Raw genomic sequence first — 20,141 nt, 5'->3', positions numbered from 1 at the left:
GCAGGCGGCAAAAAGTAAGGTTCGGGAGGGTTCAGTTTACCAAGGCCGGTCCGGTAACCTTGGCGGTTTTACCTGCACCCAAAGCCGGAATCCCCGGCGACAAGGGCCCGCGCTCCCGGGGGTGTTCGCCACGGGCGGATACGATGCATCCTATGAACAGCGCCAGCGCTCCAGGGGCGATGCAGCCCGCCTCGGATCTTGTTGCCGGAACCGGGTCCTCCACCAAAGGGCAGGTCCTGGCCTGGGCCTCCTGGGACTGGGGCTCGGCGGCCTTCAACGCCGTCATGACCACCTTCGTCTTCACCGTCTACCTGACGTCCAACGCCTTCGGCGGCGAGGACAGTGCCTCCGCAGTCCTGGGCGGCGCCTTGGCGGTTGCCGGGTTCGCCATCGCGCTGCTGGCACCGGTCACCGGCCAGCGCTCGGACGCAGGGGGCCTGCGCAAGCTGTGGCTGGGAGTCAACTCGGCCGTCGTCGCCATCCTCACCGCCCTGTGCTTCTTCGTGTTCCCGCACCCGGAATTCCTGCTCCTCGGCGTATCCCTGATCGCGCTGGGCAATGTCTTCTTCGAATTCGCCGGCGTCAACTACAACGCCATGCTCACGCAGGTGTCCACCCCGCGGAACATCGGAAAGGTCAGCGGTTTCGGCTGGGGCGCCGGCTACCTGGGCGGCATCGTGGCACTCCTGATCGTCCTGCAGCTGTTCGTCCAGCCTGCTTTCGCATGGTTCGGCGCCTCCACGCAGGACAGCCTCAACATCAGGCTGGTGGCGGTTTTCTCCGCCCTGTGGTTCTTCGTCTTCGCGCTCCCCGTCCTGTTTGCCGTCCCTGAACTGCCCCGCTCCGGGCAGGCAGCGCGCCTGGGGTTCCTCGCCAGCTATGGGCTGCTGTTCCGGCGGATCAAGGCCATCTACGCCACCAGCCCGCATACCATCTACTTCCTCATGGCCAGCGCCGTGTTCCGGGACGGCCTCGCCGCCGTCTTCACTTTCGGCGGCATCATCGCTGCCGGCACCTTCGGCTTTGCCCTCTCCCAGGTCATCTTCTTCGCCATCTTCGGGAACGTCGTGGCAGCCATCGGCGCGGTGATCGGCGGATTCCTGGACGACAAGGTGGGACCCAAGGCCGTCATCACCGGCTCCCTGGTGGGCCTCCTGGTTGCCGGGAGCGCAATCCTGGTCCTGGGAAACGGCAACTATTCCGTCTTCGGCATGGAGTGGGCGGGCAGCACCACGTTCTGGGTCTTCGGGCTCTTCCTCTGCCTGTTCGTCGGTCCCGCCCAGTCCTCCTCCCGCGCCTACCTGGCACGGCTGGCACCGCATGGCGAATCCGGTGAACTGTTCGGCCTCTACGCCACCACCGGACGGGCCGTCAGCTTCATGGCGCCCGCTCTCTTCACGCTCTGCATCACCGTTGCCACCCCGCTGGTGCCCGCGGGGCAGGCGCAGCGGTGGGGCATCCTGGGCATCATGGTGGTCCTGCTCGCCGGACTGCTGGTCCTGCTGCCGGTAAAGGCGCCGGAACGGGCACCCATCGCCGTGGTCCCCGCCAGCTGAAACCACCGTCCGGCCCTGTTCCGGACCCCGGCGGGATGTTGCCAGGCAGACTAGGCTGGAGTCATGAACGTGGATGAAACGAACCTCCCCGGACTGGGCCGCCGGAAGGATTTCATGACCGCCTCCGGACGCCGCATCGGCGTGGTGGAACTCCGGGAAGGCCAGACGGAACTCATCGTTTCCACCTGGGACGACCCCGATACCTGCCAGGCCTCGATTCCGCTTACCAGCGATGAAGCAGCCACCCTGGGCAACCTCCTGGGCGGCATGCACCTGGCCATGAAGCTCGCGGAGGAGCACAAGGACGTCCCGGGGATCGTCACCCGGCAGTTCTCCATTGCAGCGGACTCCCCGTTCCAGAACCAGCCCATGGGCAAGGCGTCCATCCGCACCCGGTGCGGGGTGTCGATCGTGGCCATCATGCGCGAGGGTGAGGTGCTGCCTTCGCCCGGACCCGACGTCGTCCTCCACCCCGGCGACCTGCTGGTGGCAGTGGGCACCCAGGAAGGCCTCGACTCAGCGGCCGACATCCTGCGCCACGGCTAGTTCCCATGGACCCGTTGGCCCAGACCCTCGTTGAACTGGGGGCCGTTGTGTTCTGCCTCGGCCTCCTGGCCAGGCTGGCCGGACGGATCGGCATGTCCCCCATCCCCTTCTACCTGCTGGGCGGCCTGGCGTTTGGTGCGGGCGGCATCATCAAGCTTGAAGGCATGCACGAGTTCGCACATCTCTCCGGAGAGATCGGCGTCATCCTCCTGCTGCTTATGCTCGGGCTGGAATATACGGCCGCAGAGCTCTTCACCGGCCTGCGCCGCTCCTGGCAGGCCGGTGTCCTCGACCTCGTCCTGAACTTCCTGCCCGGCGCCGCGCTTGCCCTGCTCCTGGGGTGGGGTGGTGTAGGAGCCATGGTCATGGGCGGCGTCACCTACATTTCCTCGTCAGGCATCGCCGCCAAGGTCATCACGGACCTCGGCCGGCTGGGCAACCGGGAAACCCCCGTGGTGCTGTCCATCCTGGTCTTCGAGGACCTGGCCATGGCCGTGTACCTGCCCATCCTCACGGCCACGCTGGCGGGCGTGAGTTTCCTCGGCGGCCTCACCACGGTGGGGATCGCCCTGGCCGTGGTCAGCGTGGTCCTCATGGTGGCCCTGCGGCACGGGCACCATGTCTCCAAGGCAGTGCACAGCGAGAACTCCGAGGTCTTCCTGCTGAATGTCCTCGGGGCAGCCCTGCTGGTGGCGGGCGCAGCGTCCGCCATGCAGGTTTCCGCCGCGGTGGGTGCCTTCATGCTGGGGATCGCCATCTCGGGTTCCACCGCCCACAACGCCACCCGCATCCTCGAACCGCTCCGGGACCTGTTCGCCGCCATCTTCTTTGTGGCGTTCGGGCTCAACACGGACCCCTCATCCATCCCGCCGGTCCTGGGGTGGGCCCTGGTCCTGGCTGTCGCCACCGCGGCAACCAAGATGCTGACCGGGATCTGGGCGGCCAAGCAGGCCGGGATTGCCCGGCCCGGGCGCTTCCGCGCCGGCGCTGCCCTGGTGGCCCGCGGCGAATTCTCCATCGTGATTGCGGGGCTGGCTGTCGCCTCGGGAGCGGTCCCGCATCAGCTCGCTGCCCTCGCCACCGCCTACGTGCTGCTGATGGCGGTGATGGGGCCGCTGGCCGCACGCTACGTGGAACCGCTGGCCAAGCCGTTCATCCGGAGGCCGGCGGTCGCACCCCAGCTCTAGCGTTCCCGGCCCGACTGGTGGCCGGCGGCCGGCCACAGGTGCTGCTAGATACTGGTGCGGTGGAAATTCAGGTGGCTGCGGCTGGCGGTGGGACCGCGCTGGCCCTGGTACCGGTTGCCGTACTCCCCCTGGCCGTACGGGAACTCCGCGGCCGAGCTTAGCCGGAAGAAGCAGAGCTGGCCGATCTTCATACCGGGCCACAGCTTGATGGGCAGGGTGGCCATGTTGGACAGTTCGAGGGTGACGTGGCCGGAAAAACCGGGGTCGATGAAGCCTGCGGTGGAGTGCGTCAGCAGGCCAAGCCGGCCCAGGGATGACTTGCCTTCCAGCCGGGCCGCAATGTCATCGGGCAGCGTCACGGTCTCGTAGGTCGACCCCAGGACGAACTCGCCCGGGTGCAGGATAAAGGCCTCGTCCTGCTCCACTTCCACCAGCCGGGTCAGCTCGGGCTGCTCCTGCGCGGGATCGATGTGCGCGTACTTGTGGTTGTCGAACAACCGGAAGAATTTGTCGATCCGGACATCTACGGACGACGGCTGGACCATCGCCGGATCGAACGGTTCCAGCACGATCCGCTGGGAATCAATTTCGGCACGAATGTCGCGGTCAGAGATCAGCACCGTCCCAAATTACCGTATCGGTTATCCACAAGAGCACTTTCCCGTTGTTGCTGTGGCCTCGTGGGGCTAATGTTGCGAATGAAAGCCGCCGGAATGGTCTCCCGGATGGCATAACAGAGCTGGGGATGTTGTGAATAAATTAGTGGCACCGTCTTTTCTTGGCGTGCTCTGTGCGTTGGCGCTGGTCTCGTCGTCCGCGTCCGCACCTCCTGTGCCCGCGCCCCTCAACCACGCGGGAGCAGCGAGCATCTCACTGGCAGCGCCCCTGGTGCGCGGCGCTGGCATGACCAGTAAGGACGACGGCTCCGCCGGCAGCCTCACCCCTGCCGTCGACCCGGATATCCGGGCGGCGTCGCCCGCGCCGGAGGCCACCCCTGCACCCGCCCCCACGTCCACGCCCGCGGCAGCTCCTTCCACAGTGGCGGTCCAACCCGCAACGGAAACGGCACTACCACCGGCCCCGGCTTTACCATCCACCGAAGCCGCACCCCAGACCGTTTCCATCCCGCCGCTCTGGGCACCGGACCAGGAACTGGCATCGCCGTCCGCCCCATCCGCGGCTGCCGACCCTGCCGCCACACGTACGTCCACGCAAGCCCTGGTCCCGGACAGCAACTCCTCCGCCGTCCTTACCCTCTTCACCAAAATCAACGAGTACCGCGTGGCCAACGGCCTGAACAAGGTGAAGTACCACCCCACCGTGGCCGGGTTGTCGCAGGAGTGGTCGGACAACATTGCCACCCGTGAGGTGATCGAGCACCGGGCCAGTTTCTGGACCGACCCCCGCGCGATGAGCCCCAACAACGGCGCCGGTGAGATCATCGCCATCCGCACCGACCGGGACGCAGCCCAGCTCGTGGAATGGTGGAAGGGATCACCCGGGCACAACGCCATGCTCTTGGACCCGCGCTTCAACGTGATGGGCGCAGGGGTCTCCTACACCAACTCCACCTACCAGATCTGGGGTGTGGTGAACTTCTTCGGCTACACCACACTGCCGGCGGGCACCCTCGATTCACCCGGCGGTGCTTCATCGGGAGGATCGCTCCCGGCACCGCCGCCAAGCCTGTGCGACGCACCCGTCAAGCACATGCCGCCCACCCTCAACCTCGCCGCTGCGGCAATCACCGGTCCGGCCGACCTCGTGTCTGTCGACTCCGCGGGACAGCTGCTGGACCGCGCCTCCACCGGGCCCCGCACCTACGCCGCGGCCAGGGTAATCGGCGCAGGCTTTAGCGGAGCCAAGGAAGTCTTCGTCACCGACTGGGACCGCGATGGCACTTTCGACGTCCTGACCCAGTGGGCCAGTGGCAACCTGACCCTGCACCGGGGCATCGCGAGTGGTGGGTTCCAGGCGCCCATCACCCTTGGCGTGGGCGGTTGGGACACCTTGACCCTGGCGGTGGGAGGCTGGTGCGTCCACAACCGGATGCCGCAGATCCTGGCCTTGGACGGTGCCGGAAACCTGTACCTATACGGCAACAAGGGCACCGGGGATATTGCTGAGCGCGTCACGGTTGCCACGGGTGTCTACGCATCCAGGCTGTCCATGGTGGACTACGACGGTGACGGCTTCCAGGACATCCTGGGGCTGAGGGCCGACGGCACCGTGCAGCTCTACCGCGGACTGGGCAGCACCGCGCTCCGCGCAGAAACGCGGGCCACCGTCGCCACCGGCTGGACGGACGTCACGGGAATCCGGGCGCTGCTGAACGTCACCGGACTGAACTCCAGGGGTGTTGCGATCCGCCGGGCCAACGACACCGTGCAGTACTGGGCCCTGGGCTCCGGAAGCCTCGCGTCGCCGTCGACCATTGCCGGACCATGGACCGGGCAGCGGCTGGCGCAGTGATCCGGAACTGATTCAGAGGGCCGGCTGGAGCTCCAGCACGTTTTTCAGCCGGTCCAGCTGGGCCACGTCGGAACTGACCCGGCGCTGGAGCATCCCGTTAAAGAAGGTCCACCTGCTGAGGAACCCGAACCGTCCCTCGCGTTTGGCTTCCACGGCAAACCGGACCCTGGTGCCGGCGTCTTCGCTGCTGAGGTAATAGCCGCCCCAGCGGGTGGCAGGGCCGGACACCACATGGAACTGGATTTCGGCTCCGGGCCGCACATTGGTGATCTCCAGCTCCGCGGGGATGCTCAGTCCGGAGCGTCCGGCGACCATCTTCCGGTACACGGCGCCCTTGGCTTCGGCCGGCCCTTGCACGAGCTTCACGCTGCGGACGTCGCTGCGCCAGGCGGGAAGATTGGTGGCATCAAGGAGGTACTGGTACACGGCCATGGCGTCGCGTTCTATGAGGACCTCGTGCTCTGCGATTGCCATGAAGAAATTCCTGTGGTTGACGTCGGCTGCCGCAATAGCTGCCTCCCCCAAAGCGGCCGCTACCCGGATCAGGTTAGCCACCGCCCGGCACCCGGACCTAGCCGGCACCGCCGACGTTATTGAAGAGTTACTGGATGACGTCCACGGTTGCAGGACACGCAGCGGCCGCCGGCCCGGGTGGGCGGGGAGCCCGCCGATCTGCGCTAAGCTAAGTTCTGCCCCGCGCGAGCGGCGGCACTGCGGCTGTAGCTCAATGGTAGAGCGCTAGCTTCCCAAGCTTGATACGCGGGTTCGATTCCCGTCAGCCGCTCCAATGTCCCCGCCGGCTACGCGCGCTCCGAAGCATCCCCCCAAGGTGTATGGTCTGCAGTAAGGAACCTTTTGCGGTTCCGCTACAGGAGCAATCATGGCTGATAAGTCCCCGCGTCAAACGGCATCAAAGAAGTCCGGAAAGTCCATCAAGGAAAAGCGCGCAGACAAGAGGGCCGCATCCGCCCCTGCCGGTTCCCTGGACGTCACACCCACCAAAGCGGCGAAGAAGAAGTAAACCAGCACCAACCTGCTGGGCCAAAGCACAAGACCCCGTCATCGACACAGATGGCGGGGTCTTGTTTTGCTCCCGGGAGGATCCCAGCGGGCACGCCTCCTAGGCTCTTGCCTGCCTGCTGACGATTCTCAACGGCAGGCGGTCCTTCATGTCCATCCTGACCGTCAGGCCACCTTTCCGTGCCAGGATGGCGGCCACGGTCAGTGCCGCCAGTGCCGGGACTCCCCCGGATACCAGCAGGGCCACATGCGGATCGGCGTGTTCGGCGATCCACCCCAGCATGGGCCCGCCCAGTGCCTGGCCGCCGATGAGCACCATGATGTACAGGCTCATCACCCGCCCGCGGATCCCCATGTTGGAGCTGACCTGCACCAGCTGGTTGGACCCGGTGAGGAACATGAGGCACCAGAAGCCGGACAGCACCATGACCACCCCAAACCAGACCATGGAGGGGGCGAGGACGGCCAGGCAGAGCATCAGGCCATACATTCCGGCGCAGAACACCACTGACCGCAGCCGCAGTTGCCGGCGGCGGGTGGACGCCACGGCGCCGGACAACGCGCCCAGTGCCACCAGCGCGTTCAGGAGCCCGTAGCCGCCGGCGCCTACCTTGAATACGTGGTCCGCGAAGGCGGCCAGGAGCACCGGCAGGCTCATGGCAAAAACTGAGATGAAGCCGGCCATCAGCCATGGCCAATAGATGGTGGGCTTGCTCAAGGCATAGCGGAGCCCCTCCCGGAGCATTCCCTTGGTCTTGGGGGTGGGAGCGTTGACGTACAGCTGGTCTTTCCGGAGGATCAGCAGCATCACCACCGTGGAGCAGCAGGCAACGGCGTTGGCCGCGAAAGCCCAGCCGGCACCGACCGCCGTCAGGAGCAGGCCGGCAATGGCGGGACCGATCAGGCCGCCCAGCTGGAACGTCGTGGAGTTCACGCTGATGGCGTTCCGCAGGTACCGGGGACCAACCAGCTCATTGACGAACACCTGGCGTGCGGGCTGGTCAAGGACCGTCACCAGGCCCAGGACCAGGGCGATGGCGTAGACGTGCCACACCATGATGACGCCGGTGAGGGCAAGCGTGGCCAGCGTTGCAGCCAGGACCGCAGCCATGCTTTGGCACAGGATGAGGATCTTCCGCTTTGCGAACCTGTCGGCGATCATGCCGCCCCAGGGACCCAGCAGCAGGGACGGCAGGAACTGCAGGGCCACGGTCACGCCGACGGCCGTCACGGAGCCGGAGAGCTGGAGCACCAGCCAGTCCTGCGCAATCCGCTGCATCCAGATGGCAATGACCGCGATGAAGTGGCCGGCGGCGAAGATCCGGAAGTTGGGCACCTTCAGCGAGATGAAGGTGTGCTTCCAAGGGAGCCGCTCCGCCACGACGGGCAGCGGCTGGGTCTGGTTGTCCGGCGGCGCTGAACCCGCCGCGTCGATGACTGGTTGGGAGACGGAAGCCGACGAAGGCGGAGGCGGTGCCACAGGAGTGTCCTCAAAATTGCGGGCGGTCTGGGATGTCCTTAACGCTAGGCTGGCCGAGCAGATTATGGAGGGGTATGGTCCCTATAACTCGTATTGCAAAACGCAATAAGCAACCCAGCCGGAAGGACACCGGAGTCCCTCATGTTCGAACCAGCACAGTTGCGCTCCTTCCTGGCGGTGGCGGACACCCTGAGCTTCACCAAGGCCGCTGAACGCCTGGGGCTGGCCCAGCCCACCATCAGCCAGCACATCCGCAAACTGGAGGCAGCCGCCAAGCGCACCCTGATCACCAGGGACACCCGCGACGTCAGGCTCACGGACAACGGCGATGCGATGGCCGGTTTCGCACGGAGCATCCTGTCCGCGCACGACGCCGCTGCCCGCTATTTCTCGGGGTCGGCCATGCGCGGACGGCTGCGGTTCGGCACCGCTGACGACCTCGCCATCACCGGGCTCCCCCGGATCCTGCGCGAGTTCCGGCAGATCTATCCGCAGATCAACCTCGAACTCACGGTGGGCCAAAGCGACCAGCTGTATCGAAAGCTCAACGCCGGCCAACTGGACCTGGTCTTCGTGAAATGGGTGGCCGGGGCCAAAGACGGCACCGTGGTCCAGCACGACTCGTTTTCCTGGGTGGGCCTGGAACAGACGGTGATGGAACCGGGAACCCCCGTGCCCCTGATCGCCTATCCGGCCCCCAGCCTCAGCCGAAAGTTGGCCATCGATGCGCTGGAGGCCAACGGCAGGACGTGGCGGATCACCTGCACCACCCGGCAGATCAGCGGTGTCCTGGCCGCGGTCAGGGCGGGCATCGGGGTGGCCGTCATGCCCACGTCGCTGGTGCCCGAAGACCTGAAAATCATCACCCGGCGCTTCGACCTTCCCGCCGTGGGGGACGTGGACTTCACCCTGATCCGCAATCCGCTGGCCAATGCTGAGGTGATCGACGCCCTCACCCAGTCGATTGTCGGCAGGACCATTAACCGCCAAACTTAACTCTCCTGCGGCCCAATTTCCAGCATTTCGGCGAGTTAGGGGGGCCGTGTCCATTGATAGGGGAAGTGGCTTCCCCTATGCTGGTTTTCCAAGGTCAAGCAGCAGGCCAGTTCACCGAAACAAGCGCGTATCCGCATGCCGGAAACCACCGCTTGGGACAGGCAGCCAATGACGACAGCCAGGAACATCCACCCAGGTTCTGCGCATGCACGCCCGTACTCCAACGCACGGCCGTCCACCCGCCAGAACACCCTCGGAACCGGACACGCCTCCGTTGACTCCGGATACGTGGGGAAACCCACCTGCGACAAATGCCGTACGGACGAGTTCGTCTATCTCGAGTCGTACATTCCGCCCACCTACCGGCGTGACGGAACGGTGGCCACCCTTGGCGAGGTGGCCTACACCTGCACCCGCTGCGAAGATTTCTCCGCCCACAGCGTCCCGGCCACCTGGACGCCGCCGGGCTGGTACCTGGGCTAGCGGACATACAAAAAGGTCCGGCGGTTGGGCTTGTGAGAACAAACCCAACCGCCGGACTATTTTGTGCCCGCAGGCGCTAGATCAGGGCATCCGACAGATGGTTCGGGGTGCCGAACCGGTGGGCGGTGATGCTGACGGCCTGCTCGTGCAGGAAGGGCAGCAGCTCCACGCGGCCGGCCTCCGTGACGGGGTGGGCGTAGATGGCCAGGTCGGGCCTGCCGCCGGTGGCTTCGGCCAGCGCCGAGGCGTCGCCCCCGATCAGGCGGATGCGGGCGCCGGACAGCTTGCCCGCGGCGGCGAGGTGTCCGGCGGAAACCAGCCAGCCGGCGTCGGACTCCACCGTCACGTCGACGTCCTGTGCGGTGAGCACGGAGCGCAGCTGGGCGGGAAGTTCGACGGCGGTGGACAGCGTGACGGCCGAACCCGCCAGCACACCGGCCGCCACAGTCCGGACCAGGTGCGCCAGCGGCGCACCTTCGGAAAGGCGGATGGTGACCGGCAGGCTGCGGTAGCGGAAGATGTTCCGCTCGGCGCCCAGCCCGGAGACGTCCTTGGCGGTGCCGAACTCTTCAGCCCATGCTTCGGCGTCGGATGCCAGGGCCCGCTGGACGGACTCGAGTTCCGCCGGCGCAAGGGCGGGGCCTGCTGCGTTGAGGATGCGGCGGACGGCCGCGTTGGCTACCGGAGCCGTGGCGGATGCCTCCGCGGGGAGCCAGTCGCCGAGGCCGGCCAGGTAGTTGGGTCCACCGGCCTTGGTGCCGGCGCCGACCGCCGACTTCTTCCAGCCGCCAAAGGGCTGGCGCTGGACGATGGCGCCGGTGATGCCGCGGTTGATGTAGAGGTTGCCGGCCTGGATGGTGTCCAGCCAGATGCCCAGTTCCTCGGAGTTGAGGGAGTGCAGGCCTGCCGTGAGTCCGTATTCAATCTGGTTCTGGATGGCGATGGCTTCTTCCAGGGTGTCAGCGGTCATCACGCCCAGGACCGGGCCGAAGAACTCGGTCAGGTGGAAGTAGGAGCCGCGCTTGACCCCGTAGCGCACGCCCGGGCTCCACAGCCGGCCGGTCTCGTCCAGCTTCGCGGGTTCAACGGCCCAGCTCTCGCCCTCCCCCAGCGTGGTGAGGGCGTTGAGGAGCTTGCCGTTGGCGGGTTCGATGATGGGACCCATCTGGCTGGTGGGATCCTGCGGGTAGCCCACCTTCAGGGAGGTGACGGCGTCAATCAGCTGGTTGTGGAACCGCTTGGACGTGGCCACGGAGCCCACCAGGATCACCAGCGAGGCAGCGGAGCACTTCTGGCCGGCGTGGCCGAACGCGGAGTAGGCCACGTCCTTGGCAGCGAGGTCCAGGTCGGCGCTGGGGGTGACGATGATGGCGTTCTTGCCGCTGGTTTCGGCCAGCAGCGGCAGGTCCTTGCGGAAGGACCGGAACAGCTCGGCGGTTTCGTAGCCGCCGGTAAGGATCACGCGGTCCACGGCCGGGTGGCTGATGAGCTGGGTGCCGAGTTCCCGCTCCCCCAGCTGCATCATGGTCAGCACGCCCTTTGGCACGCCGGCCTCCCACAGCGCCTCGACCATGACGGCGCCGCTGCGGGCGGCCTGCTTGGCGGGCTTGATGACGACGGCGGAGCCGGCGGCGAGTGCCGCAAGCGTGGACCCTGCCGGGATGGCGACCGGGAAGTTCCAGGGCGGGGTGACAACGGTGAGCTTGGCTGGGACGAATGTGGCGCCGTCGACCGTGTCCAGCTTGCGGGCGGACTCGGCGTAGTAGTGGGCGAAGTCCACGGCCTCGCTGACCTCGGGGTCGCCCTGGTCGATGGTCTTGCCGGTCTCGCTGGCCATGACCTCGAGGAGGTCGGCGCGGCGGGCTTCCAGGATCTCACCGGCGCGGTGCAGGATCTCCGCACGCTCGTTGCCGGACAGCTGGCCCCAGGCCTTGCCCTTGTCCACGGCGTTGGCAATGGCCGAGTTGAGGGTGTCCTCGTCGTTGATGAAGGCGGCCTTCACCGCAGCGTCACCCAGCGTGGAGGAGGGGACGCGGTCAAGGATGGCCCGGCCCCAGGTACGGTTGGCCGGCAGCGCGGGATCGGTGTCCGGGGTGTTGCGGAACCCGGTGTGCGGCATGGCCTCCGGGGGAAGGTTCCGGTCCTGCCGGCGGTTGGGCAGCGGGACGGTGTTGTCCAGGGCCTCCAGCGAGGAGAGGAAACGCTGCTTCTCGCGCTCGAACAGTCCTTCGTTTTCGCTGAGCTCGAAGACCGCCGACATGAAGTTTTCCTGGCTGGCGCCCTCTTCCAGGCGGCGGATCAGGTAGGCGATGGCGACGTCGAACTCGGACGGGTGCACCACCGGCGTGTAGAGCAGCAGCGAGCCGACGTCCTTCTTGACGGCCTCGGCCTGGCCCTGCGCCATGCCCAGCAACATCTCGAATTCGATGCCGGACTCCACACCGCGCTGCTTGGCCAGGAGCCAGGCGAAGGCAATGTCGAACAGGTTGTGCCCTGCGACGCCGATGCGGATGTTCTTGATGCGTTCGGGGTGCAGCGCGTAGTTAATGACGCTCTTGTAGCTGGTGTCCGAGTCCTGCTTGGAACCCCAGGTGGCCAGCGGCCAGTCGTGCAGCGAGGCTTCCACCTGCTCCATGGGCAGGTTGGCCCCCTTGACCACGCGGACCTTGATGCCGGCGCCGCCGTTGGCGCGGCGCTCTGCGGCCCAGTCCTGCAGCCGGATCATGGCAGACAGCGCATCCGGAAGGTAGGCCTGGAGCACGATGCCGGCCTCGAGGTCCTGGAACTCAGGCTTGTCCAGGATCCGGGTGAAGACCGCGATGGTCATGTCCAGGTCCTTGTATTCCTCCATGTCCAGGTTGATGAACTTGTTCTTCTGCCCGCTGGCGGAATAGGAAGCGGCGCGCTGGAAGAGCGGCGTGAGCTTTTCGACGACGTGTTCCACGGCTTCATCGAAGGCCCAGGCGGAGTGGGGGGCCACGGTGGAGGAGACCTTGATGGAGACGTAGTCGACGTCGGGGCGGGCCAGCAGCGTGTGCGTGCCTTCGAGGCGGCGGGAGGCCTCGTGCTCGCCGAGGACTGCCTCGCCCAGGAGGTTGACGTTGAGCTTGATGCCGTCCTTCTTGATCTTGGCGATGGCCGGGCCCAGCTTGGCGTCGGTGGCATCAACGATCAGGTGGCCCACCATTTCGCGCAGGACCTTGCGGGCCACGGGGATGACCACCTGCGGCAGGACGGGGGCCACGGTGCCGCCCAGTGCCACGGCACTGCGCATGTACCAGGGCAGGAAGGCAGGAACCTTGGGGGCCAGTTTCGCGAGGTTGCGGGCGGCGACGTTGAGGTCCTCGGGACGGACCACGCCGTCCACGAAGCCCACCGTGAAGTCCAGGCCGTTGGGGTCCTTGAGGACGCCGGCCAACTGCTCGGCGGAGGCGTCCACCGGAACCTTGGCGGCCTCGGTGAGCCAGCGCCGGACCAGGGCGACGGCTTCATTGGCGATGGCCTTGGCCTGGGGGACGTCGACGTCGACGGTCTGCGGGGTGGCCGCCTTGGCGACTGCCGGTTCCATTGCAACGTGGGTCATTGTTTTTCCCGATCTTTCTGGTGTTCTGGGAGGTCTTTCCACCAGTATGAGCTTCAACTCACATAAGATAAAGCGATCTTTTCCAACCAGTACAGGTTAGGAAAACCAATGTTTTATCCCCCTCCCAACGCCCCATCACCTCCCGCCCCCAAACCACCAACGCCCCATCACCTTCCGCCCCCAAACCACCAACGGCCCATCACCTTCCGCCCCCAAACCACCAACGCCCCATCACCTTCCGCCCCGAAATGACCAACGCCCCATCACCTTCCGCCGAAACCAATGAACCCTCCCCCACAGAATGTGGGGGAGGGTTCGGCTGGACGCCGCATTATCTGATGGGGCGTTGGGGGAAAGCGGTCAGAACGTGATGGCGCGTCCGGGGAGAGGTCAGGTGAGCGGGCGGTGCAGCTCTGCGAGTTCCTCGTGGCGGGGGCTGTTGGGGTTCATCAGCGAGTGCTTGCGGCCGTAGCCGAAGTAGATGACCAGACCGATGATCAGCCACACCACGAACCGCAGCCAGGTTTCCCAGTGCAGCTGCAGCATCAGGAAGGCGGAGGCCAGGACACCGAACGCCGGGATTACGGGCATCAGGGGGAGGCGGAACGTACGGGGAGCATCAGGGCGCTTGTAACGGAAGATGATCACGGACAGACAGACGACGACGAACGCGGCCAGGATGCCGATGTTGGTGAGGTCCGCGACTGCCTTGATGGGGAAGACGCCGGCCAGGAAGGCGGAGGCGATGCCGCCGATCCAGGTGACGCGCTGCGGGGTACCGTGCCGGTCGGTCTTGGCGAACCAGCCCGGGAGCAGGCCGTCACGGCTCATGGAGAACCAGACGCGGGTGACGCCGAGCAGGAAGGTGAGCATCACGGTAAGGATGGAGAGGACCGCGAACACCGAAATGATGGTGGCGATGACGGGCAGGCCCACCGAAGTGAAGGCGGAGGCGAACCCGGCCTTGGGGTCGATGTCCTTGTAGTTCTGCATGCCGGTGAGGACCAGGGTGGCGGCAACATAGAGGAGCATGGCGATGATGAGCGAGAGGACGATGGCCTTGGGCATGTGCTTCTTGCCGTCCTTGGCTTCCTCGGCCGCGGTACTCATGGCGTCGTAGCCGAACACTGCGAAGAACACGGTGGCGGAGCCGGCCACAACGGGTCCGAAGCCGCTGGGCATGAACGGGTTGTAGTTGTTGGTGTCGATGTAGAAGACGCCCAGCCCGATGATGAACAGGATCAGGACCACCTTGATGGCCACAGCGACGAGTTCGAACCTGCCGAAGGCCTTGGTGCCGCGGGACAGGATCCAGGTCACCAGGAGGCAGACCAGGATGGCGGGGACATTGATGATGCCACCCTTGCCTTCGTCAAAGGTGGAGGTCATCCAGGCCGGCAGATGGATGCCGATGCCGGCCAGGAAGGCGTCCAGGTAGCCGGAGATGCCGATGGCCACCACTGCCACGATGGCGATGTATTCCAGCAGCAGGTCCCAGCCGATGAACCAGCCGATCACCTCGCCAAGGGCCACGTAGCCGTAGGTGTAGGCGGAGCCTGCCCGCGGGATCATGCCGGCGAACTCCGCGTAGGAGAGGGCGGCGGCCGCGGAGGCGAGGCCTGCAATCAGGAAGGAGATCAGCACCGCGGGCCCCACTCCCGGGTTGCCTTCACTGCCGGCGGCTACCAGTCCCGCGAGGGAGAAGATGCCGACGCCGATAATTCCGCCAACGCCAATGGCGGTGAGCTGCCACAGCCCGAGGGACTTGAACAGTCCGCTGTGCTTGCTCTCTTCTTCGATGTCATCGATGGGCTTTCGCCGCATGATCGATTGGCTCAAATCTTTGCTGCTCATCAGGAACTCCTGGTTGGGGTGCGACCCCGCCGCGGCACGCCAAGAAACCTGGCTGTGACGGGGGTAACTCGGTTTCAACAGTATGCGTGCGCAATTGCGTTAGATAAAGTGGCTACTTCTAACCTATATTCGTTAGTTTCAGTTAGGAATCCATCATGCTTGACGTGCGCAGGCTGCGGCTGCTCCGCGAATTAAGCATCCGTGGGACGCTGGCGGAGGTGGCCGAGGCGCTTCAGTACAGCCCGTCGTCGGTATCGCAGCAGCTGGCCCTCCTGGAGAAGGAAGTGGGCGTCGAGCTGCTCCGAAAAACGGGCCGGCGCGTACAGCTGACGCCCCAGGCGGAAGTGCTGGTGGCGCACACCGCGCAGCTGCTGGAAACCATGGAGCAGGCTGAGGCGGACCTGGCTGCATCCCTGACTACCGTGACCGGCACCGTGAGGATCGCGGTGTTCCAGTCAGCGGCGCTCGCCCTGATGCCTGACACCCTGACGCGCATGGCCGCAAAGTACCCCGAGGTCCGGATCGAGATGATCCAGCGGGAGCCGGAGACGGCGCTGCACGAAACCTGGGCCCGGGACTTCGACCTGGTGATCGCCGAGCAGTATCCGGGACACGCGGCCCCGCGCTACCCCGAACTGGACAAGGTGAAGCTGACCACCGACGCCATCCGGCTGGCCGTTCCCCCCGCGTCCGGCGGCGGACCCGCGATCCGCACCCTGGAGGACACGGCGGACCTGGCCTGGGTCATGGAACCGCGCGGGGCCGCATCGCGGCACTGGGCAGAACAGGCATGCCGCAGCGCAGGCTTCGAGCCCGATGTCCGGTTTGAAACCGCCGACCTGCAGGCGCAGGCCCGCCTGATCGAGTCCGGCAACGCCGTGGCCCTGATGCCGGACCTGGTGTGGACCGGCCGCGGCACCACCGCCCAGCTGCTGGAGCTGCCGGGCAAGCCGCACCGCACCATCTTCACCTCGGTGCGCCGCTCCAGCACGCAGCGCCCGGCCATCCTGGCAGCGAGGGAGACCCTGGCTGCGGCTGCCGCGGCGGTGGCAACGGACGACGCCGGGTGACCGGCCGCCGTCGTCCGTGTCCTTCCGTGCGCAGCCAGGCCGTCCGTCGCTGCGCAGTTGCGTCCCCTGCGCATTGAGCACCCGCGTCACCGCGCAGGTCCGTGCAGGTCCGTATGTTTCGTGCGTCACTGCGGGTAAAGGGCCGCAGGTCTAGACTGGAGCCGTTATGAATCGAACAATGTTCAAGTCCAAAATCCACCGGGCCACCGTCACGCACGCCGACCTGCACTACGTCGGCTCGGTCACCGTTGACCTCGACCTGCTCGAGGCCGCCGACATCCTGCCGGGCGAGCTGGTGTCCATTGTGGACGTCACCAACGGCGCGCGGCTTGAAACCTATACGATCGCCGGCGAGCGCGGTTCCGGCGTTATCGGCATCAACGGTGCAGCGGCGCACCTGATGCACGAGAACGATATCGTCATCCTCATTACCTACGCGGAAATGACCACGGAAGAGGCCAGGGCCTACGAGCCCAAGGTGGTCCACGTGGACCGGGACAACCGGATTATCCAGCTGGGCAACGACCCCGCCGAGGGCCTCACCCCCGGCATGATGCGCCCCCCTTTCGCGCTTAACAACGCCACCCTGTAACCGGAGCGTGCGTCCCGGTCCCTGCCTCCGCCGTGCCCGAACGGCTGATCCTTGCTAGGGGTGCTGGCAGGGTTCTTCGTGGTCTGGTGCATCATCCTGGTGGGGTGGTTCGTGGGCCGGCAGCGGATCCTCGGCGATAACGCCCGCCCCGTACTGAGCGGCCTGACGTTCTTCGTCGCCAGCCCGGCACTCCTCTTTGAAACCCTCAGCAAGGCCCGGCTGCAGGAAGTCTTCGCCGAACCGCTGCTGGTCACGGCGGTGGCTGCGATCACCACCGCCGCCATCTTCTTCGCCCTGGCCAGGTTCTGGCTCAAGCGGGCCCTCCCGGAATCGCTGATGTCCGCGATGTCCGCGTCCCTTGCCAACTCGGCGAACCTGGGTATTCCCATCGCCGTATATGTCCTGGGTGATGCCAGCTATGTGGCGCCGCTGCTGATTTTCCAGCTGGCCTTCTTCACCCCGATGTTCTTGATGATTTTGGACTCGAGCACCAGCACGCACCGCACCACGCCCCTGGGCTTTTTCCTGATGATCCTGCGCAACCCCATGATCGTGGGCTCCGGCCTGGGGCTGCTGGTGGCCGGCACCGGCTTCCAGGTTCCGGCGCTGGTCATGGAGCCGATCCACCTGATTGGCGGGGCCGCGATCCCGGCCATGCTGATCGCGTTCGGGATGAGCCTGAACGGCACCCGGCCCCTGCAGGCCTCGTCCGGCCGCCGGGTGGACACCCTGTTGGCAAGTGGCTTCAAGCTCGTTGTCCAGCCGGCCCTGGCTTATGTTTTTGCCCGCTTCGCGCTCGGGATGGAGGGGCATGCCCTGTTCGCGGTGGTGGTGACGTCCTCGCTGCCCACCGCGCAGAATGTGTTTGTGGCTGCCAGCCGCTACCAGACGGGGCTGACCGTCGCCAAGGACACCGTGCTGATCACCACCGTGGTGGCAGTGCCCGCCATGATCGGTGTGGCACTGCTCCTGGCGTGAGCACTGGCCACGAGTCGTAACTGCAGCTTGGAGGGCTGATGAATACTGTGCTGGATACCGTCGTGATCGGCGGTGGCGCCATGGGCTCGGCCGCCGCGTGGGCACTGTCCCGCCGCGGCCGGCAGGTGACGCTGGTGGAGCAGTTCGGCCCCGGGCACAGGATCGGCGCGTCCCACGGCGCCACCCGGAACCTCAACCCGGGCTACCACCAGCCCGACTACGTGGCCATGCTGGCAGAGGGGCTGGCCCTGTGGGACGAGCTGGAGCAGGACAGCGGCGTGCAGCTGCTGGCGCGCACCGGCGTCGTAACCCACGGTCCTGGCGGCGACCTCCCGAAAGTTGCCGCAGCCCTCACCGAGGCCGGCATCAGCGCCGAATTCCTGTCCCCCGGCGAGGCCGGCGAACGCTGGCGCGGCATCCGGTTCGACCAGCAGGTCCTGCACATGCCCGACGGCGGCCAGCTCAACCCGGAGGCGGCGCTGCCCGCCTTCCAGCGGCTGGCCTCCGCCCGCGGCGCCGAGATCAGGCACCACACCAAGGTGGTGGACTTCGAGGTGTTCGACGACGGCGTGCGGCTGGTGCTGGAATCGGCTGCGGGCACGGAGGTGGTCACCGCAGCCCAGGCCGTGGTGACGGCGGGCGGCTGGACGGAGAAGCTGCTGGCCAAGGTGGCGGGCACGGCTGGCGCAGCGTTGCGGATCCCGAAGCTCAGGGTGACCCAGGAGCAGCCGGCGCATTTCCGCGTGGCGGACCCCGGCGCGGTGTGGCCCGGCTTCAACCACTACCCGGGCACGGACTACCAGGGCTGGTACTCCCCCGTGTACGGGATGCAGACCCCCGGCGAGGGCATCAAGGCCGGCTGGCACGGGGTGGGCCCGGTGGTGGACCCGGACCAGCGGGATTTCCTGCCGGAGCCGAAACAGCTCGCCGCCCTGCAGGACTACGCACGGCAGTGGCTGCCCGGCGTGGACCCTGATTCGTTCGAGGCCATCAGCTGCACGTACACCACCACCCCGGACGAGGACTTCGTCCTGGACCGGATAGGGCCGGTGGTGATCGGCGCGGGCTTCTCCGGCCACGGCTTCAAGTTCACGCCGGTGATCGGGCGCATCCTTGCCGACCTTGCCACCGGAAACCGGCCCGCGCCGTCGATCTTCCGGGCGTCCCGCTAGCTACCTGACCTAGAGAAAGAGAACCAGTGATGACAATCCCAGAAGAAGTCGACACTCCAGAGATCCTGGTCGACCGGGATGTGCTCCAGCGGAACATCGACCGCATGGCCGCTGCCGTCCATGCGAAAGGCTTGAGCCTCCGACCCCACGTGAAAACCCACAAGGTGCCCGAAATCGCGCAATTGCAGCTGGCAGCCGGTGCAGTCGGCATCACCGTAGCGACCCTCGGCGAGGCTGAAGTCTTTGCAGGACACGGAGCGACCGACATCTTCATCGCTTACCCCCTCTGGGTCGGTCCCCGTCAAGCCGAACGCCTGCGCCGGCTTGCCGCCGCCACAAAGATCTCAGTGGGACTGGATTCACGGGAGGCAGCCCAAGCCATGGGAGCGTCCTTGGGTGACGCAGCCAGCGACTTTGACGTGCTGCTGGAAATCGACAGCGGCCATCACCGCAGCGGAATCGCCCCGGGTGCGGTCGTTGACGTGGCCCACGCCGCGGCACGCGCCGGCCTAAGGGTCAGCGGCGTCTTCACCTTCCCGGGCCACAGCTACGCCCCCGGGATGCCCCTAAAAGCAACCGAAGAAGAACGGTCGGCCCTCACACAGGCCTCGGACCTGCTCACACAAGCAGGCTTTGAAATCCTGCATCGCAGCGGCGGTTCAACTCCCACCGCCACTCTCACCGGTGATTCCGCAGCCACCGAGGTCCGGCCTGGAGTTTATGTCTTCAATGACGCCCAGCAACTGGAACTGGAACGATGCGCCCCTGAAGACATCGCACTGACCGTCGCCGCAACAGTGGTAAGCCGGCATGAGGGCGACGACGTCATACCGCGAAGGATCGTCCTGGACTCCGGCAGCAAAATCCTGGGCGGCGACCGGCCTGCGTGGGCAACCGGCTTTGGACGGCTGCTCGACTATCCCGAAGCACGCATCACCGCGCTCTCGGAACATCACGCGACCGTGGTCTGGCCAGCAGATGCAGAGCTCCCGCCTCTCGGAGAGCGGTTACGGGTCATACCGAACCACGTATGCGTGGCGGTGAATCTCGTTGACGACATCGCTGTCGTCAGCGGCGGCAAAATCGTGGACCACTGGCGCGTAGCCGCACGCGGAAAAAACAAATAGCACTAAGGAAGAAAACACATTCGCC

General features: G+C 66.2%; 17 protein-coding genes and 1 tRNA gene. 13 read left to right on the top strand and 5 right to left on the bottom strand.

Annotated features, from left to right (window positions below):
* Positions 1 to 152 precede the first annotated feature (152 nt).
* The 3 genes from AB0280_RS04035 to AB0280_RS04025 all read left to right on the top strand — a co-directional run bounded on the left by AB0280_RS04035 (position 153) and on the right by AB0280_RS04025 (position 3,289).
* Positions 153 to 1,556, top strand: a complete 1,404-nt coding sequence (locus tag AB0280_RS04035; RefSeq protein WP_366366270.1) for an MFS transporter — start codon at positions 153 to 155, stop codon at positions 1,554 to 1,556.
* 63 nt (positions 1,557 to 1,619) lie between these two features.
* On the top strand, positions 1,620 to 2,102 hold the full coding sequence (locus AB0280_RS04030; protein ID WP_159630146.1) for a cation:proton antiporter regulatory subunit: 483 nt from the start codon (positions 1,620 to 1,622) through the stop codon (positions 2,100 to 2,102).
* A gap of 5 nt (positions 2,103 to 2,107) precedes the next feature.
* Entirely contained in the window at positions 2,108 to 3,289 is a 1,182-nt protein-coding gene (locus AB0280_RS04025; RefSeq protein WP_275180593.1) for a cation:proton antiporter, read from the top strand.
* A gap of 44 nt (positions 3,290 to 3,333) precedes the next feature.
* Here AB0280_RS04025 and dcd read toward each other — a convergent pair whose 3' ends face one another.
* Positions 3,334 to 3,909: a dCTP deaminase gene (gene dcd, locus AB0280_RS04020; RefSeq protein ID WP_159630142.1), complete on the bottom strand. Its 576-nt coding sequence runs from the start codon at positions 3,907 to 3,909 to the stop codon at positions 3,334 to 3,336.
* A gap of 142 nt (positions 3,910 to 4,051) precedes the next feature.
* On the opposite strand from dcd, the gene AB0280_RS04015 reads away from it, so the two are divergent.
* Entirely contained in the window at positions 4,052 to 5,761 is a 1,710-nt protein-coding gene (locus tag AB0280_RS04015; protein WP_366366268.1) for a CAP domain-containing protein, read from the top strand.
* Between the two features lie 12 nt (positions 5,762 to 5,773).
* Here AB0280_RS04015 and AB0280_RS04010 read toward each other — a convergent pair whose 3' ends face one another.
* Positions 5,774 to 6,235, bottom strand: a complete 462-nt coding sequence (locus tag AB0280_RS04010) for an SRPBCC family protein (RefSeq protein ID WP_159635075.1) — start codon at positions 6,233 to 6,235, stop codon at positions 5,774 to 5,776.
* A gap of 239 nt (positions 6,236 to 6,474) precedes the next feature.
* Here AB0280_RS04010 and AB0280_RS04005 point away from each other — a divergent pair.
* Together AB0280_RS04005 and AB0280_RS04000 are read left to right on the top strand one after the other, a co-directional pair.
* Positions 6,475 to 6,548: transfer RNA gene (locus AB0280_RS04005), tRNA-Gly, on the top strand.
* Between the two features lie 93 nt (positions 6,549 to 6,641).
* Entirely contained in the window at positions 6,642 to 6,782 is a 141-nt protein-coding gene (locus AB0280_RS04000; protein WP_201302376.1) for a hypothetical protein, read from the top strand.
* A 99-nt stretch (positions 6,783 to 6,881) separates the two neighbouring features.
* Here AB0280_RS04000 and AB0280_RS03995 read toward each other — a convergent pair whose 3' ends face one another.
* Positions 6,882 to 8,261, bottom strand: coding sequence for an MFS transporter (locus tag AB0280_RS03995; protein ID WP_366366267.1), 1,380 nt, complete (start codon positions 8,259 to 8,261; stop codon positions 6,882 to 6,884).
* Positions 8,262 to 8,402: 141 nt separating this feature from the next.
* On the opposite strand from AB0280_RS03995, the gene AB0280_RS03990 reads away from it, so the two are divergent.
* Complete coding sequence (locus AB0280_RS03990) at positions 8,403 to 9,257, top strand: LysR substrate-binding domain-containing protein (protein ID WP_224023508.1); 855 nt, start codon at positions 8,403 to 8,405, stop codon at positions 9,255 to 9,257.
* Positions 9,258 to 9,425: 168 nt separating this feature from the next.
* Positions 9,426 to 9,740, top strand: a complete 315-nt coding sequence (locus tag AB0280_RS03985) for a hypothetical protein (RefSeq protein WP_159630136.1) — start codon at positions 9,426 to 9,428, stop codon at positions 9,738 to 9,740.
* A 76-nt stretch (positions 9,741 to 9,816) separates the two neighbouring features.
* Here the strand turns inward: AB0280_RS03985 and AB0280_RS03980 are convergent, their stop codons facing one another.
* Positions 9,817 to 13,323 carry a bifunctional proline dehydrogenase/L-glutamate gamma-semialdehyde dehydrogenase gene (locus tag AB0280_RS03980; protein ID WP_366366265.1) on the bottom strand — a complete coding sequence of 1,169 codons (3,507 nt, stop codon included), beginning with the start codon at positions 13,321 to 13,323 and terminating at the stop codon, positions 9,817 to 9,819.
* A 390-nt stretch (positions 13,324 to 13,713) separates the two neighbouring features.
* The gene (locus AB0280_RS03975; protein ID WP_159630131.1) at positions 13,714 to 15,177 is read right to left on the bottom strand and encodes an amino acid permease; all 1,464 of its coding nucleotides are present in this window, start codon (positions 15,175 to 15,177) and stop codon (positions 13,714 to 13,716) included.
* A 155-nt stretch (positions 15,178 to 15,332) separates the two neighbouring features.
* Between AB0280_RS03975 and AB0280_RS03970 the strand changes: the two genes are divergently transcribed.
* The 5 genes from AB0280_RS03970 (at position 15,333) to AB0280_RS03950 (ending at position 20,116) form a co-directional block, all read left to right on the top strand.
* Positions 15,333 to 16,247, top strand: coding sequence for a LysR substrate-binding domain-containing protein (locus tag AB0280_RS03970; RefSeq protein WP_159630129.1), 915 nt, complete (start codon positions 15,333 to 15,335; stop codon positions 16,245 to 16,247).
* A 166-nt stretch (positions 16,248 to 16,413) separates the two neighbouring features.
* Complete coding sequence (panD, locus tag AB0280_RS03965; protein ID WP_201302375.1) at positions 16,414 to 16,839, top strand: aspartate 1-decarboxylase; 426 nt, start codon at positions 16,414 to 16,416, stop codon at positions 16,837 to 16,839.
* 51 nt (positions 16,840 to 16,890) lie between these two features.
* A complete protein-coding gene (locus AB0280_RS03960) occupies positions 16,891 to 17,817 on the top strand; it encodes an AEC family transporter (protein ID WP_307491940.1) in 927 nt (308 codons plus the stop codon).
* Positions 17,818 to 17,855: 38 nt separating this feature from the next.
* Entirely contained in the window at positions 17,856 to 18,989 is a 1,134-nt protein-coding gene (locus AB0280_RS03955) for an FAD-dependent oxidoreductase (protein ID WP_307491942.1), read from the top strand.
* Between the two features lie 26 nt (positions 18,990 to 19,015).
* On the top strand, positions 19,016 to 20,116 hold the full coding sequence (locus tag AB0280_RS03950; RefSeq protein ID WP_307491944.1) for a D-TA family PLP-dependent enzyme: 1,101 nt from the start codon (positions 19,016 to 19,018) through the stop codon (positions 20,114 to 20,116).
* Positions 20,117 to 20,141: the final 25 nt, after the last annotated feature.

The organism is Pseudarthrobacter sp. 902506025 (assembly GCF_040702325.1).
Lineage (GTDB): Bacteria > Actinomycetota > Actinomycetes > Actinomycetales > Micrococcaceae > Arthrobacter.
The sequence above is the reverse complement of the archived record's forward strand: the minus strand, read 5'-3'. Positions and strand labels throughout refer to the sequence as shown.

Bases quoted from the DNA above. Each gene is read 5' to 3' on its own strand.
- AB0280_RS03985 (WP_159630136.1), top strand. From the start codon at position 9,426: ATGACGACAGCCAGGAACATCCACCCAGGTTCTGCGCATGCACGCCCG.
- panD (WP_201302375.1), top strand. From the start codon at position 16,414: ATGAATCGAACAATGTTCAAGTCCAAAATCCACCGGGCCACCGTCACG.
- AB0280_RS04030 (WP_159630146.1), top strand. From the start codon at position 1,620: ATGAACGTGGATGAAACGAACCTCCCCGGACTGGGCCGCCGGAAGGAT.
- AB0280_RS04035 (WP_366366270.1), top strand. From the start codon at position 153: ATGAACAGCGCCAGCGCTCCAGGGGCGATGCAGCCCGCCTCGGATCTT.
- AB0280_RS03990 (WP_224023508.1), top strand. From the start codon at position 8,403: ATGTTCGAACCAGCACAGTTGCGCTCCTTCCTGGCGGTGGCGGACACC.
- AB0280_RS03970 (WP_159630129.1), top strand. From the start codon at position 15,333: ATGCTTGACGTGCGCAGGCTGCGGCTGCTCCGCGAATTAAGCATCCGT.
- AB0280_RS04025 (WP_275180593.1), top strand. From the start codon at position 2,108: ATGGACCCGTTGGCCCAGACCCTCGTTGAACTGGGGGCCGTTGTGTTC.
- AB0280_RS03980 (WP_366366265.1), bottom strand. From the start codon at position 13,323: ATGACCCACGTTGCAATGGAACCGGCAGTCGCCAAGGCGGCCACCCCG.
- AB0280_RS04000 (WP_201302376.1), top strand. From the start codon at position 6,642: ATGGCTGATAAGTCCCCGCGTCAAACGGCATCAAAGAAGTCCGGAAAG.
- AB0280_RS04010 (WP_159635075.1), bottom strand. From the start codon at position 6,235: ATGGCAATCGCAGAGCACGAGGTCCTCATAGAACGCGACGCCATGGCC.
- AB0280_RS03955 (WP_307491942.1), top strand. From the start codon at position 17,856: ATGAATACTGTGCTGGATACCGTCGTGATCGGCGGTGGCGCCATGGGC.
- AB0280_RS03975 (WP_159630131.1), bottom strand. From the start codon at position 15,177: ATGAGCAGCAAAGATTTGAGCCAATCGATCATGCGGCGAAAGCCCATC.